Source organism: Desulfatiferula olefinivorans (assembly GCF_054657895.1).
In genome coordinates this window covers 72194-87799 of the sequence record NZ_BAAHXV010000019.1, presented here as the reverse complement: position 1 = coordinate 87799, position 15606 = coordinate 72194, and the positions used below count along the sequence as shown (strand labels likewise).

Annotated in this window: 13 protein-coding genes; 12 read left to right on the top strand and 1 reads right to left on the bottom strand. The window is 58.9% G+C overall.

Annotation, left to right across the window (positions count from 1 at the left end):
• Nucleotides 1-312 (top strand): hypothetical protein (locus ACYQ11_RS14025; RefSeq protein ID WP_459924427.1); only part of this gene is annotated, 312 nt, incomplete at its 5' end.
• A gap of 450 nt (nucleotides 313-762) precedes the next feature.
• Here the strand turns inward: ACYQ11_RS14025 and ACYQ11_RS14020 are convergent.
• A complete protein-coding gene (locus tag ACYQ11_RS14020; RefSeq protein ID WP_459924426.1) occupies nucleotides 763-2319 on the bottom strand; it encodes a bifunctional metallophosphatase/5'-nucleotidase in 1557 nt (518 codons plus the stop codon).
• 276 nt (nucleotides 2320-2595) lie between these two features.
• On the opposite strand from ACYQ11_RS14020, the gene ACYQ11_RS14015 reads away from it, so the two are divergent.
• From ACYQ11_RS14015 to ACYQ11_RS13965, 11 genes are all read left to right on the top strand, one after another.
• The gene (locus ACYQ11_RS14015) at nucleotides 2596-2790 is read left to right on the top strand and encodes a YwbE family protein (protein ID WP_459924425.1); all 195 of its coding nucleotides are present in this window, start codon (nucleotides 2596-2598) and stop codon (nucleotides 2788-2790) included.
• Entirely contained in the window at nucleotides 2787-3290 is a 504-nt protein-coding gene (locus tag ACYQ11_RS14010; protein ID WP_459924424.1) for a YaiI/YqxD family protein, read from the top strand. Before ACYQ11_RS14015 ends, ACYQ11_RS14010 begins: the two co-directional genes overlap by 4 nt.
• Nucleotides 3287-4666 (top strand): sigma-54-dependent transcriptional regulator, encoded by a 1380-nt coding sequence (locus tag ACYQ11_RS14005; protein WP_459924423.1) that lies wholly within the window; start codon nucleotides 3287-3289, stop codon nucleotides 4664-4666. The genes ACYQ11_RS14010 and ACYQ11_RS14005 overlap by 4 nt, the downstream gene beginning before the upstream one ends.
• A 278-nt stretch (nucleotides 4667-4944) precedes the next feature.
• Nucleotides 4945-5358, top strand: a complete 414-nt coding sequence (locus ACYQ11_RS14000) for a hypothetical protein (protein ID WP_459924422.1) — start codon at nucleotides 4945-4947, stop codon at nucleotides 5356-5358.
• A 32-nt stretch (nucleotides 5359-5390) separates the two neighbouring features.
• A complete protein-coding gene (locus ACYQ11_RS13995) occupies nucleotides 5391-6887 on the top strand; it encodes a cytidylate kinase-like family protein (protein WP_459924421.1) in 1497 nt (498 codons plus the stop codon).
• 90 nt (nucleotides 6888-6977) lie between these two features.
• Entirely contained in the window at nucleotides 6978-8039 is a 1062-nt protein-coding gene (locus tag ACYQ11_RS13990; protein WP_459924420.1) for a sulfite exporter TauE/SafE family protein, read from the top strand.
• Between the two features lie 45 nt (nucleotides 8040-8084).
• Nucleotides 8085-9041 (top strand): hypothetical protein, encoded by a 957-nt coding sequence (locus ACYQ11_RS13985; RefSeq protein WP_459924419.1) that lies wholly within the window; start codon nucleotides 8085-8087, stop codon nucleotides 9039-9041.
• Between the two features lie 31 nt (nucleotides 9042-9072).
• A complete protein-coding gene (locus tag ACYQ11_RS13980) occupies nucleotides 9073-9453 on the top strand; it encodes a response regulator (protein WP_459924418.1) in 381 nt (126 codons plus the stop codon).
• Between the two features lie 35 nt (nucleotides 9454-9488).
• Nucleotides 9489-11915 (top strand): PEP/pyruvate-binding domain-containing protein, encoded by a 2427-nt coding sequence (locus ACYQ11_RS13975; protein WP_459924417.1) that lies wholly within the window; start codon nucleotides 9489-9491, stop codon nucleotides 11913-11915.
• An 18-nt stretch (nucleotides 11916-11933) separates the two neighbouring features.
• Nucleotides 11934-13376 (top strand): sensor histidine kinase, encoded by a 1443-nt coding sequence (locus ACYQ11_RS13970; RefSeq protein ID WP_459924416.1) that lies wholly within the window; start codon nucleotides 11934-11936, stop codon nucleotides 13374-13376.
• A 249-nt stretch (nucleotides 13377-13625) separates the two neighbouring features.
• The gene (locus ACYQ11_RS13965; protein ID WP_459924415.1) at nucleotides 13626-15584 is read left to right on the top strand and encodes a proton-conducting transporter transmembrane domain-containing protein; all 1959 of its coding nucleotides are present in this window, start codon (nucleotides 13626-13628) and stop codon (nucleotides 15582-15584) included.
• The last annotated feature ends 22 nt before the right edge of the window (nucleotides 15585-15606 follow it).

Sequence of the window (15606 nt, the reverse complement as noted above, 5' to 3'; positions counted from 1 at the left end):
TATTCAAAGGATCAGCGCATCAGCTTTTACCGGAAATTTGTTTATGGAATAGGGGTCAAACCCTCAACCAAAGGCCGTTCCATTCCGGAAAAGGCTTTTTCAAAGGCCGCGAAAAAGAATTTCGAGGTCACGCAGGCCGACCGGTTTTTCAAACAGACCCGCTATTTTACGGACTCCAAGATCATCGGCTCCAAAGAGTTCGTGACCCGCATGTACGACCACTTCAAAGACCATTTCAAGCACAAACGCGAAAAAATCCCCAATCCGATCAGCGGGCTATCGGGGGTCTATGCCCTGAGACGCTTTTCCTGAATCTTTTCGCTCGATCAAAACGTCATGCTCCCGTCTCCCTTGGATCGTTGCGCCTATACGTCAGATGCATCGTGAAATTGAAGGCCCGCCTGCTTTAAAATAGTCCTGGTTTCTAAGGGACAAGGCCTTTCTTTGCTCCATGATTGACGTCGACGCCTGTCGATTTTGATTCAAAGGGTGGTTGGGCGGTAAAAGAATCAAAAACAACCTGTCCGTAATGGGGTCCCATCAACCACATGATTATATTTTGCCTGTCGCAAATAGGGACCATGTGTAGTCGCCTGAACAGCGCCGTGGTGGGTTCGGGTAAGGCAATATAACTATTCGTTTGATTCCTGTGACACCTAACTTTATTCAAGGTGCCACAGGCATGATGAATTGACGTGTCTTCGGTGACCGGCAAGCGGATTAAACCGGTTTCAATGAGAAGGTGCCGTTCATGGGCCCAATTCAAGGGTCCAAACGGCGGATGCGTCCTTCCGTTTTGGCGGAGATCGTCTTTTGCTGCCGGATGGTATCGATGATCAGCTCCCGCAAGGGGGAACCGGTTTGGATGGTCGGCTTGCCCCTGAATACCTCATGGCCATCGCCTCCCGATGCAAGGAAGTCGGGCGCCACCACGGCATAGAGTGAAGCCGGTTCAAGGGGGCGCCCTTCCGCCCCAACCCGGATATTTTCGACGGTTTTGCCGCGCACATCGAAGGTGATGCCGGACACGTGAAGAAAGCCGCCGTCTTCGTCTCCCCGGCTGCCCCGGACACTCCGTTGAAGCGCCTGTTGCAGTTCAGCACCGGTAAGGTTCAGGCGAACCAGCTCGTTGCCGTAGGGCATGGCCCTGAAGACGTCTTCCACGGTCACGGGACCGGCCTTGATGCTCGCCCGCAAGGCCCCCGCGTTGATCAGGGCAATTTCGGCACCCGTGTGGGATCGCATGATATCCGTGATGAAATTACCCAGATTGGTCTCCTGATAGCGGATATGCTCCCGCTCGCCGTTAAGGAAGGTCTCAGCCTGGGCGATCACCTCTTTGAACTGATGGCCCAGTCGGGCGTCGTACTCACTCACGATCGCGTCAATTTCAGGGTCCGGGATAATGTCGGCGGTCACCTTGATGTAGTGCACATCCGTCAGCTTTGCCCGCCGGGTAGCGGGGTCGATGCTCAGATCAAGACGGCCCAGGTAGCGTCCCTTTTCAAAGGCTTGCACAATGGGAACGCGTCCTTCGATGCCATAGGGCGACATAAGGATCTGATCATGTCCGCCGATGACGGCGGTCAGATCGGGCAGTGCCCTTGCAATGCGGCGATCCGTTTCCTGCCGGCTGTGGGAAAGAAGCAGCACCGGCCCCCGCTTGCGGGCTTCGGCATAAACCCGGTTCACGGCTGAGAGGGAATCCCTGACATCCAGCGTGCTGACGTTTTCGGCTTTGGTGGTGGAAAGCAATTCCTGTGTTGTCATGCCGATGATGCTGAGGGAGACCCCTTCCTGGAGTGGCATCTCGACCATCGGCCGGCACAGCAGCGCACCGCTTTCTTTGACGATGATATTGGCGCTGAGGAAGGGAAAGGCCGCCTTTTCTTTGAGCGTCATAAAATTTTCCAATCCGAAGTCGAACTCATGATTGCCCACCGTCATGGCATCCACGCCCACGGCATTGAGACAAATGATGTCAGGCTCCCCTTTGAAGACCGTCGACATGGGCGTCCCCTGAAGAATGTCGCCGGCCAGCAGGACAATCGTTTGCCGGTTCTCACTCACGTTTTCCGTGCGGATCTGACGGATCAGGGTGGCCAAACGGGCGATGCCGCCCACCTCTTCGGCCCCGTTTTCGCCCATGACCGTAAATGGAGCCAGGTGGCCATGCAGGTCATTGAAAAATAGAACCGTCAGGTCGATGGGCGCAGGCCCTCGTTCCGACAACGGTCTTGCCGTGCATGCACACAGGCACGCCGCCAGGACGACGATCATGAAAAAACGGAATCGATTCATTGCGCGGTGTCGCGGCATGATACCCCCTTTGTTCCCTCACATTGATTTTTCCTCAAAACACCGGTGTTGTTTCGGCTCGAACGGATTGTGTCTGTTTATTACATCACTTTGTCCGAAGGGTAAAGCCGTTCCTGGCTCGTCTGTGCCGGCAAAGCGAAGATCTTCCGGAACATTCAGGGATAGGGTAAAATGTCCGGGGTGGACGGGGGAAATGAAAATCGATACCATAAGGCGGCAAAATTGTGGTAGGTGAGATCATTTGATTGTGATCACGCCAAGGGAGCGAAAACGGTTATGGACGGACGAAACAGATCGGCGATCAGGCCGGGCCTTACGGTCTCTATCGTGTTGAAGAAAGACCAACGAAGCGGGGCGCTAACCCGGGGCGTGGTGAAGGATATCCTGACAAAATCACCCACCCACACCCACGGTATCAAAGTCCGGTTGACCGACGGTTCTGTGGGGCGGGTGAAAGAGATTTTATCATGAGGCTGTTCATTGACGGGGACGCATTTCCGAATCTGTTGAAACCCATTGTGCTTCGTGCGGTTGAACGACTGAGGATCGAAACCGTTGTCGTGTCAAACAAACCGGTCGTTATCGGTCCGTCAAAACACATCACATCCATTGTTGTGGGTTCTAAAATCGATGAAGCGGATCAACGCATTGCCGGCATGGTTGAGGCAGGCGATCTGGTTATCACCGCAGACATCCCCCTGGCAGACAGCGTGATCTCAAAAAACGCCCATGCCGTCAACCATCATGGCGACCTGTTTACCGAGGCCAACATCAAGGACTGCCTGTCCATGAGAAATCTGATGCGGGAGATCCGGGACAGCGGCATGATGACCAAGGGCGCCGCACCGTTCAGCGCAAGGAACGCAGCGAAATTTGCCGATACATTCAGCCGGTTTTTATCAAAATATGCCGATCGTGATTGTCCGGCGGCGGCAGACCCGCGAATCGGCCCGAAAGGGAAGCGACCATGACCGACTCACCGCAGACGGCTCCTTTAAAACTGTCCATTTTGGTCGTCGACGACGACGCGATGACCCTGAAACGACTGGCGCAACTGCTCAGCCGGAACGGGTGTGAGATCAGGACCGCGTCCGATGGAGCGGAGGCTCTGGGCCTGATCCGGGAGAACCGCTTCGATATCGTTCTGACGGATCTGATGATCGACCAGGTGGACGGTCTCGATCTGCTGGAGCAGGCCAAAAAGCGCTCGCCGGACACGGAGGTGATCATCATCACCGGGTACGCCTCGGTGGATTCGGCCATCGACGCCACCAAAAAAGGGGCTTTCCATTACCTTCAAAAACCCATTCGGCCCGACGAGGTACGCCACATCGTGGCCCAGGCCGCCAAAAAACTCAAACTCAGCCGACGGGTCCGGGAGCTGGAGCAGGAGATCGAGGTCGAGCAGGCCTATGGGGGGATCATCGGGAAAAGTCCCCGGATGATCGAAATCAAGAAGCTGATCCGCCATATCGAGGACTCGGAATCCAATGTGCTGATCACCGGCGAATCCGGTACGGGCAAGGAACTGGTGGCAAGGACCATCCATGATACCAGCCTCAAAAACCGGGGCCGTTTTGTCGCCTTCAACTGCGCCTCCTTTCATGAGGATCTGGTGGCCAACGAACTGTTCGGACACGAGAAGGAGGCTTTCACCGGTGCCTCGGGCGTTCGGCCGGGGCTTTTGGAAAGCGCGGACAAGGGGACGGTGTTTTTCGATGAAATCGGTGACATGCCCCTGTCCATGCAGGCCAAGCTGCTTCGGGTGGTCCAGGAACGGGAGCTGATCCGCGTGGGCGGCACCACCCCCGTTTCGGTGGACATAAGGATCATCGCCGCCACGAACAGGGATCTCAAGGAACTCTGCGCCGCCGGTCTGTTCCGTCAGGATCTGTACTTCCGTCTGAACGTGATTCATATCCATCTGCCCTTTCTCCATGAGCGGAAAGAGGACATCCCGCTTCTGGCCTCGTTTTTTCTCAACCGTCACAGCCGCCGCATGGGCAAGCCCCTGTCGGGATTCACCGGAGAAGCGATGAAGCTGCTTTGCGACTACGGGTATCCGGGCAACATCCGCGAGCTTGAAAATATCGTGGAGCACGCCGTGGCCATGGCCCGGGGCCGGACCATCCGGGTGGCCGACCTCCCGGCGGATCTGGCGGAATACGACGCCTTCACGGTGCATCGCCCCCACAGCCCCATCCGGACCCTCGAAGAGGTTCAGGCCGACTACATCGCCTGGGTCCTTGAAAAGGTGGGCCACCGCAAAGCCGAAGCGGCCCGTCTGCTCGGGATCAACCGGGCTTCCCTTTACCGCAGGCTCAAGCGGACCATGCTCGACGAATAGGGATCGGGATGATGCAGAATGCAACATGGGTGTTGCATGATGCAACTTGAAAAGATTACTCTACGATTCAATAAGTTACAAGGCCATGGCTCACATGGTGTCGCATTCTGCAACATGAGTTTTCCCCCGGCCGTTGTGGTCAATACGCTGTAATCATTTGACATATTTCCAAGAATCCCGTCTGGCACGCATTCTGCTTTTTTAGCTCGCCGGGCAGGGGCGGTCGTTTCCTGTCCGGCCCGATGGCCTGAACCCCTGACCGGGAGAGACCCCGACCCATGATCCTTGAACGCCAGATTCTTCTTGTCCTTGAAAACGGCGTGATCGATGCGGCGGTGGTGGACTATGCCGTGAAACTGGCCCGGCGCATGGACGGGGCTCTGTCTCTTGTGATGCTTGTTCCCCGCGATATGGCGTCCGGCCTTTGGGAAACGGCGCTGGCCGAAGCCGGAGAGCGTGTCCGCCGGGACGGCCAGGGGGGATGCCATGAGATCCGGCGGGGGGCTCAGGCATCGGAGTTGTTGAAATACATCGCGGTTGCACCGGCCATTGCAGCCATCATCTGGGGCGGTGACGGGGATATCCTGACCGGCAGGCGGCGCAGGAAATCGGAACACTGGTTCGAGAAAGTCCGTCCCCTGATCACCTGTCCCCTTGTGACGCCCAGAACACGTGCAAAGAAAGGCAAATAACCCATGCACATCAGCCGGGAGTGAGGTTTACCATGCAGATCATTTCTATTTCCAGGGGCAGTTACGGATTCGGCAGCGATCTTGCCCGCGCGCTGGCCGAGAAATTGGGCTACGCCTGCGTGGGCCGTGAACAGGTGACGGACAAGGTCACGGATTTCGGGATTCCCGTCGGAAAGATCGAAATCGATGTGCTGAAAAACAAACCCATCACCGAAGAACGCAGCATCAACATCGATCTGTTCAAGGCCTTTGTCACGCGGGAGTTGTGTGAGAGAGCGGCGACCCAGGGAATCGTGTACCATGGGCGGGCGGGGCATCTGGTGCTTCCCGGCCTGTCCAACGTGCTGCGGGTCCGGGCCATTGCCGATGAGGAATACCGCATCGACGCCGCCATGGCCCGGATGAATCTGGACCGGAAAAAGGCCAGGGACTTCATTGATCAGACCGATCAGGATATCCGGCGCTGGGTCCGTATTCTCTACAACGAAGACCTTGAAAACCCGGCGATGTACGATCTGACGATCAACGCCCATCACATGTCCGTGGAGAGCGCGGCCCACTTTTTGATGAATGCCGCATCCTTGCCCGAATTTCAGGCCACACCGGCCTCCTCCCAGACCCTTTCCGACCTGATTCTTGCCGCACGCTGCCGACTCGCCATCGGCATGCATGAACACACCTGCCGGGCGAAAGTGATGGTCAAGGCTGAACACGGGCATGTTTCGGTGACCTATCTGCCCCGGCAGGCCGATCAGGCCCGGGCGATTCCCAAGGTTCTGGAGACGGTGCCGGGCATCCAGGGGTTTGTCTGCACCCAGGCCTCGACCAATATTCTCTATCTGGGTGAAACGTTCGATCCCCAGGTCGAGCATATGGATCATCTGATCGACATCGCTGAAAAATGGAACGCGGCCGTTGAAATGATCCGGATCATGCCGGGGGGCCCTGGGGGAACCCCGGCGGCCGGCGCAGCACCGGGCGATCGTGCGGAGAACGGCGGCATTCTCGAAGATGCGCCCCCCGGGGAGGAGATGGATCCGGGGCTGTCGGAGACCATGCACCGTCTGATCAAGGTGGGACGGGCGGGCTGCACCCATACCAGTCATGGCGGGGTGGCGGGCCTGATTCAGGATGTCCCCAAAAGTGTGGACTACAGCCTGATGGTGGTCGGGGATGTCTTCTCCGGCAAGGGGATGGCGCGGCACCGATTGAAGCGTGATCTGGTCAGTCGGCTGGCCGATACCTTCCGCTGTCCGGTGCTGGCGGCCGAAGAGTTGAAGGCCCGCTACCTGTTCGGCAAAAAACAACTGGCCGGGCTGATCGTCTCGGCCGTCCTGTCGGCGCTGATCTATCTGGCCGTGTTTCAGTTCCAGGCGCCTGTCCTGCGGTTCGTCGGGGCGGGCCAGACGGGAGGGAGTCTGCTTGCGAAAGCCGCGTCGGCAACGGTCATTGCCGTTTGTGTGCCGGTGATCGCCCTGGTGATCGGGGCCTTTTACCACAACCTGCTCAAGTTGATCCGTCTGGAGTGACGTCCGGACAGGCGGCGAAATCGGAATGACAACCATAAAGAACAAGCGGGGTGAATGATGTCTGGACCTTTCGGAGAACTGTTTATCACCATGACATGGTCTGCTGCGATACAGGTGGCGGCCCTGGGATTTATCGGCGGCATCCTGAGCGGATTTATCGGCTCGGGCGGCGCGTTTTTCATGACACCGGGAATGATGAATCTGGGGATTCAGGGGCCGGTGGCCGTGGCCAGCAACATTACCCACAAATTCGGCAAGGCCATGGTGGGCTCGAAAAAACACGGAGAAATGGGCAATGTGGACCGGAAGCTGTCGTTCTTCATGCTGATCACGGCCTTCGCGGGCATCCGTATTGCCGTGGTGGTGATGAAGCTTCTGTTTGCCGAGACCGGGGACGGCCACGGCCTGGACAAGGGGGCCGGCGCCAATCTTTACATCAGTCTGGTGTTCGCGCTGATTCTCTCTGTGGTCGCCCTGTCCATGCTCAGCGATATCGTCAAATCCCGGGGCTCCGGCGAAAGCGGCCCGTCGACACGGATTGTGGATTTCCTGGCCCGGCTCAGGCTTCATCCCCTGATTTATTTTCCGGTGGCCGACGTGAAGGTCAGTCTGTGGGTGATCATGATCTGCGGTCTGGCCACGGGCTACCTGGCGGGCACCATCGGCGTGGGGGGCTTCATCGGCGTTCCGGCCATGATCTACGTGTTCGGCGTCCCCGCAGCGGTGGCGGCGGGCAGCGAGCTCTATCTGGCCATGTACATGGGCGCCTTCGGTGCCTTGAATTATGCCTTTGAAGGCATGGTGGACATCCGGCTGACCCTTTTGCTTTACGCCGGATCGCTTCTGGGGATCTACATCGGTGCTTACGGAACCAAGGTGGTCAAGGAAATCGTCATCCGCATGGTCACGGCGGTGATCATCCTGATCTGCGTCCTCAGCCGAACCATCGCCATTCCCATCTACCTTCAGCAGCTGGGCTATGTCGATTATGATCCGGTCTACAACGGGTATCTGAATTCGGCGAGCAAGGGCCTGCTGTACATGGCGGGAGCCACCGGCGGTCTGATGATTCTTTATTTTGTGTTCAAGGCCTATTTCCAGAGGCGGAAAATCGAATCGAGCCTGTCCCGGGGGCTGGGGCAGGCCGCCTGAGTTCAGGCGAGGACGGCCCCGATCAGCAGGAAAAGGGAGGTGACCATGGAACTGGCGACTCTGTTCAAGCGAAGCCCGGGGGGCAAGTCGGGTGTGCACGCGCTTTACCTCGACCATCTGAGGTTCATCCGGCTTTTGGAAAACGCACGGGCCCTGATGACCCTCAGGGAAGACGGCAAGGACAAGGCCGGCGGCGAATACATCCTCGATGTCCACTATGTGACGGCTCTGGCGGAAGAGATGATCCGCACGCTGGGTGTGCTGGTTTTCGATGCCTGCGTGCTCTGCACCCCGGGCGGCGAGGTGCTGTACAAAAGGTACGACCGGGAACAGGCACGGGTCAGGGCGCTTCTTACGTCCGTGCGGCATCGTGTCGATTCTCCGGCCGCCCGGGACGGGGAGGACCCGGAGTACCGCCTGCTCAAGGATGTGCTCGGCTGGTTCGACCGCGAACGCGGGGACAGCGTGATGGGATTCATCGGGGAGATTGTCGGACATGTGATGGGACGGACCGTTTCCGCAGCGTTTCCCGTTGACCGGACACCGTCAATCGACCTGCCCGGATCGGGGGCCCGGCACCGGATTCATCTTCTTCCCGTCGGCCCGGCCGAGGTCCTGCCGGATTATCCCTCCCTCGAACAGATCGGCTCCCGGCCGCTGCAGGCTCTGCTGAGGGACCGGCAGGGGGCTCCGTCGGACGGAGACGTCACCCGATGGGCCGGGATCGTGAGCGGTCCCTCTTTGAGTCTGATCGCAGGGGACGGCGATCGGATTGCCCGCCAGGTGGAAGCCCGTCTTTCCGGCGAGCGGGAGACGGATTATCTGTTCGTCTTCACGCGTGATACGCGGATGCAAGCGTCTCTGATCGACGCCGGCCTCTTTAACACGATGCCTCTCCGCGAAGGGGGGCTGGCCTGGTGCTACAATCGCCCGGCCGCAGAGACGGACAACGCGTTCGCCCGTTTGGGAAGCCTGCTGTTTGCATCGACGCAGGGGGCGTGAACCGATGATGTCCGGGACAAGGAGATAACGCATGGAAACCAAGACACTTCGAATTATGGTGATCGACGATGAAGCCATTGTGGGAAAACGTCTGAAGCCGGCCCTTGAAAAAAGCGGCGCCCAGGTGGAAACATTCGAAGACCCCGAACGGGCCCTGGCCCATTTTGAAAGTATGCCGGCCGACATCGTGGTGACGGACATCCGGATGGACAAGATCGACGGCATCGAAATCCTCGATCGGGTTCTGGCCTTGTCCAGCCGTACCCGGGTGATTCTCATCACCGGGTACGCCACGGTGGAAATCGCCCGGGAAGCGCTGTCGAAGGGGGCCTTCGATTTTATCGCCAAGCCGTTCAAGCCCGGCGATCTGAGGGCCATCATCGATCGGGCCGTCCAGGAACTGACCGCCTGATCCGTCAAACGATTGTTCAGCCCAGGAGCACGCCTATGTCACTGATCACCTTTCATAAAACCGAAACGGCCTCGTATGCGGTTCGTTTTCGCTACGAGGCGTTGCGTTCACTGCTCAAAGGCAATGTCCAGGCCCTGAGAATGCTCGGTGACCTTGAGGCCGACCTGAATCACGCCCTGTATTGCGACCCCTGCATTGTCCGGCCGGTGGAACGCCTGATTCACGACGGCTATCTTCGGATTCAGGAATTGAACCTGATGACGGGCCACCGCCATGACGACCTCCAGGACGTGCTGTCGACCATCCATCGCGAGGTCCGGCGCGTGTTCGAGACGCAGCCCGACAGGGACGGTTCCTTGCATGTGCTGTCCCTCGACAGCGACGGGGCGCTCGATCATCGCACGGTGGGAACCAAGGCCTTCATGCTGGCCCGGCTGCGCCGGGTGCTGCCCTCTGAGGTGCCCCCGGGCTTTGTGCTGACGGCCGGGGCCTATGGTCGGTTTCTCGACGAAAACGGTCTGAACGAGCGGATCCGCCTTCTGATGAACGGCCTGGACGACCGGAATGATCCGGACACATTCCGGACCCGGATCCGGACCATCCGCGAATGGATCATGCAGGCCGCGGTTCCTGAGGCTCTTTGCCGGGCCGTCGAGGCCGCTGCGGCAGACTGTTCCCCGGAATGCGAGGCGTGGGCCGTGCGGTCGTCGGTGGTGGACGGCGATCTGTCCGGATCGTTTGCCGCCCAGTTTCAAAGTCTGGTCCGTGTGAAAACGGCGGATCTGGCCGACGCCTACCGCCGGGTGCTGGCGGGCCGGTTTTCCGACCAGGCCGTGTCCTACCGGATCCGGGGCGGGTTTCGCGAGGTGAAGACCCCCATGGCGGTGCTGATCATGCCCATGATTCCGGTGCTCGATCAGGGAAGTGTCCTGACCCGGGACATGGCCCGGCCCCGGGACGGCATGATGGTCGTCCACAGAACCCTGTCGGGCGGGAAGGCCCGGGCGGTGCATGTGGACCCCGACGCCAAAAGGGTCTGCGCCGTCTCCCCGGAGGCGGGTCGGGGCGAGGACGGTGACCGCGACGATCAGGACGCCCTGGCCGCGGCGGATCTGGCGCGCAGGGCCCGGGCGTTGACCGGGGAGGAGCTTCACATCGAATGGATCCGTGACAGGGCCGGCGCCTTCCGGATCGTTCAGGCCTACCGGCTGGATACGATGAAGAACGATGACCTGAAACCACCGGGTCGAAAGGGGGCGGTCCTCGCCATGGGCGGCGTCACGATTTTTCCGGGACGTGCCGAAGGCAACGCCCTGTATCTTCAGTCGGCCGATCATTTCACCCCGGCCCACAAGGGTTCCGTCGTGATTGTGGACGAGTCCCTGCCCGAGTTCGGCCCCATCCTTCCCGACATCGCGGCCCTCCTGGTCATCGGCGGCAGGCCCGACGACGCCCTGTCCACCTTGTGCAGGGAATGGGGCGTGCCCGCACTGTTCGGGATGGGCCCCGCGGCCCGGCGTCTGGCGGGGCGTCATCTGATCAGCGTCAACACCATGAAAGGCATCGTCTACGAAGGCTCACGGTGGCGGGGTATTCGTGACCGCGTGCTGACCCGGCTGGCCGACGGGAACCGGACCAAGGGCCGGAGCCCGCTGTACGACCACCTCCTGAAGGTCACGCTTTCCGATCCCGATGATTCGGCATTCAAGGCCCGGAACTGTTCATCCTTTGTCGATGTCGTTTTGTTCATGCATGAAATGGCCGTCCGGTCGATGTTCGGTTTCGGGGATCGGCAGACGGGGATCTTCAATCCCGTGGGCAGCCGCCTGAAGACAGACCTTCCGTTGAAGTGCCAGGTGATCGACATCAACCAGGCCGCTGCGGCGCCGGGGAGAAAGTTGGCCCCCGAGGAGGTCGATTGCCCGCCCTTTCAGGCGCTTTGGAGAGGATTGAGTGATCCCGGTCTGGTCTGGACCCGGCACTTTACCCATGAAATGGCGGGGCTTCATCGTGACCTGAAAAACGTGATCCTCGAGACGCACAAAGGGCCCCGGCGGGAGTCGGATATGAACTACGTGATCGTGTCCGGCGATGCCGTGAACGTCAACGCCCGTCTGCATCACCATTACATGATGGTGGACAGCCATGTGGGACCGGGCATGGAAAACAACTACATCCACGTCAGGTTCCGGGCCGGCGGCGGCATTCCAAAGAACCGGACCCGATGCGTTTCGTTCATGGAACGGGTGCTGGGAAGGCGCGGATTCGGCACCGGTCGCAACGGAGATATTGTGACGGCCTGGATCAGATGTTATGGTCTTGACGAGTCAACCATCGCGCTGGAGGATCTGGGGCGTCTGATGGTCTGCGTCCGGGAGCTGGACGCGATTCTGAAAAACGATGCGGACATCGCTCGGTTTGTGGAGCATTTTCTTTCCGGGAGCTATGCGATTTTCGCCTGAAGCCGACAAGGGACGGTCATGAATCTGTTCTCGCGCATAGGGAAAAACGTTCGGCGAAGCATCCGGGCCCGGCTGATCGGCTCGCTGATCGTGGTGTTCATGCTGTGTCTGGTGATCGCCCTGGGGTCGATCTGGATGGTGTCCGAGCTTGAAAAGAAGATTTCCTTTCTCAAGATCGCCAACAATTTTCTGGTCGAAATTCAGCAGGCCCGGCGGTTTGAGAAGAACTATCTGCTTTACGGCACCAACCTGGACGACGCCATGAGCCATCTTGCCGAGGCCCGACAGATCATGGACGACAACCGAGAGACCATCGAAACGATTCTGGGGCAGGCGCACTCGGCCACCATGGCCCGGTACATGGACGAGTACGCCGGGCAGATCGATCTGCTGGGCCGGGGCAGGCGGGACCGGGCGGACATGACCCTGATGCGTGAATCGGGCAGCCAGATGGTGACCCTGGCCGAGGAATTCGTCATCAAGGAACGGGAGGCCATCGCCCGGATTTTCCGTATGGCCCGCCAGGCCCCGGTCTATTTCATCATCCTCCTTCTTGTCCTGATGATCGCCATGTTCATCACGCTGACCCGCCAGCTGGTCATGTCGTTAAACCGGTTTCTGACCTACACCCAACGGATCGGCGAGGGCGATTTTTCTCCTATCCGCACCGATGCCTACGCGTCGGAGGAGTTCTCCAAGCTGGCCGAGGCCTTCAACCAGATGGTCCGGGAACTGGACCGCCGTCACGAAATCCTGGTCCAGTCCCATAAACTCCGGGCCATCGGCACCCTGGTGGCCGGCGTGGCCCATGAACTGAACAATCCGCTCAACAACACCATGCTCACGGCCTCCATGCTCAAGGAGGATTACACGCTCCTGTCCGATACCGACACGCTGGACATGATCGACGACATCATCCATGAAACCGAACGGTCCCAGCGTATTGTCCGGGAACTGCTCGATTTCGCCCGGGAAAGCGAAACCCATGTCAAGCCGCTGGACGTGGCGTCGATCATCGACGATTCCATCCGTCTGGTCGCCAACCAGATCCGCATGTCCAAGGTCCGGATCGATGTCGATGTGGACAAGGACCTCCCGCCGGTCCACGGCGACGAACAGATGCTCAAACAGGTGTTCGTCAATCTGATCCTGAACGCCGTGGACGTCCTGCCGCCCAAGGGCGTCATCCGCCTGGGCACACGGAAAAACGGCAAGCCGGGCTACGTGACCGTGACGATCGGCGATAACGGGCCCGGCATTCCCGAACACCTCCAGTCCCGGATTTTCGAGCCGTTTTTCACCACCAAGGGCAAGGGCAAGGGGGTGGGTCTTGGGCTGTCCGTGTCCCAGGGCATCATCCGGAAACTGGACGGCTACATTACCCTTGAAAGCCGGGAAGGGCAGGGAACCACCTTCACCGTGGCCCTCCCCGTCACCGATCTCCCCGCAGGCATAATGTAAGGCGGCTAACCGCGATCATCCCCTCCCCGCCTGTCAACGACAATAGGGATCTCTCAAGAAATCAAGGGGATGTCCTGTTGCCTGAAAAAAATCCATTGACTAAAGCCGATCAGTGAAATAAATTCGCAGCTCAGCCCGTAAATCAAGAAAGAAAAAATGGGAGAGCCCTATCACTGTATCGGTCGGTCAAAGCGGCCGAAGGTGATGAAAAACGCCATCATATAAAACGGTTATTGGAGTAGGGGGTTTATGAATCTTTTTTTTCTGTCCATGCTGATCATCGTCGCTGGCGGGGTGATTTCCCCGTTTCTCTACAGACGGTTCACGCAGATGAAAACGATCACGGTGGGTCTGCTCAGCGTCGGCTGCCTGATCGGATGCGCCGACGCCCTGTATATGCTTTTCCATCCCGGGACCTATGCGGCGGCCTTCCGTTACATGAACACCTTTTCCATTGCCTTTGAAATCGACGGCCTGTCGGCGTTCTTTCTGGTGTCGATCTTTTTTGTTTCTCTGATCGCAAGCGTCTACAGCTTCCACTATATGGACCAGGCCGACCGGGCGTTCAAAACCTCCGTCAACTATCTGTTTTTCAGTGTGCTGATCGTTTCCATGGCCATGGTGGTCACGGCACGGAATCTTCTGACTTTTCTGCTCTCCTGGGAGCTGATGAGCCTGTCGTCTTTTTTTCTCGTGATCCACAATCACGGCTCGCCGGCCAACCGGCGGGCCGGGTACCTGTACTTTGTTTTTTCCCATGTGGGCGCCATGTTCATCTTTGCAGGTTTCGCCCTGATATTCAGTGTTACGGGCAGCCTTGAACTGCTCGCCGCCGCCAATCTTCCCGAAACCCTCAAGGTGGTGGTGTTCCTTCTGACCTTCATCGGCTTCGGTTCCAAGGCCGGTGTCTTTCCCCTCCACGTCTGGCTTCCCCATGCCCATCCGGCCGCCCCCAGCCATATTTCCGCCGTGATGAGCGGGGTGATGATCAAAACGGGGATTTACGGTATTCTGCGCATGTACATGGTGCTGGGTCTGTCGACGCCTCTTCTGGGGGAAATCGTCGTGGCCGCCGGTATGGTGTCGGGCATTCTTGGCGTGGTCTACGCCCTGGGACAGCATGACATCAAACGATTGCTGGCCTATCACAGTGTGGAAAACATCGGCATCATCCTGATCGGCATCGGCCTCGGCATGATCGGGGTCTCCTCGGGCAATCCGGTCATGGCCGTTCTCGGCTTTGCCGGCGGCCTGCTCCATGTGATGAATCATGCGGTGTTCAAGTCCCTGCTGTTCATGGGCGCCGGCATGATCATCCACAAGACCGGCACCCAGGCCATCGACGCCATGGGCGGGTTGCTCAAGAAAATGAAAATTACCGGGGTCACCTTCTTAATAGGGTCCCTCGCGATTTCAGGCCTGCCGCCCTTCAACGGGTTTGTAAGTGAATTCATCGTCTACCTGGCCGGTTTCAAAGGCGTGGGCCTCGACAAGACCGCCTTCGTGTTCAGTCATCTGGCCATCATCAGCCTGGCGGTGATCGGCGGGCTGGCCCTGGCCTGTTTCACCAAGGTCTTCGGCGTGGTGTTCCAGGGCGAACCGCGCAGCGCCTATGCCCACAGCCTTGAAGAGAAGGAGCCCGCCATGCTGATCGGCCTGGTTGTGCCGGCCGCGCTGTGCGTGATCATCGGCGTCTTTCCACGGTTGTTCCTCGACATGGCCTTAAGGGGCGTGTCGGCCCTGGGCCTGGGTTTCGGCGACGTTCCCCTTGAGCCCTTCCGTTCCATGATGTCCACCATCACCCTCTGCGCCCTTCTGGTTGCCGGGGTCTTTCTGCTGATCGCCGCCCTGCGCTTCCGCCTGTTCAAGGGCAAGACCGTGACCCAGGCCGGAACCTGGGGCTGCGGGTTTACCCAGCCCACGGCGAAGATGCAGTACACCGGCACCTCCTATGCGGCCTCGATCATCGAATTTTTCAAGCCGGTGGCCCCTTTGGAGGAAAAGCAGACGGCCGTCTCCGGTGTTTTCCCCGGCCCGGCCCGTTATCAGAGCCATGTGGACGATCTTGCCGAGGTGCACATGGGCCATGTGATCGTCAGGCCCGTGCTCTGGTTTTTCGATAAACTGAGATTTATTCAGCATGGCGATATCCATCTGTACATCGGGTATATCCTTCTGACCATCATCATATTGCTGTTTTTTGTCTAGACCGGCCTGCCGGCGTCTGCCG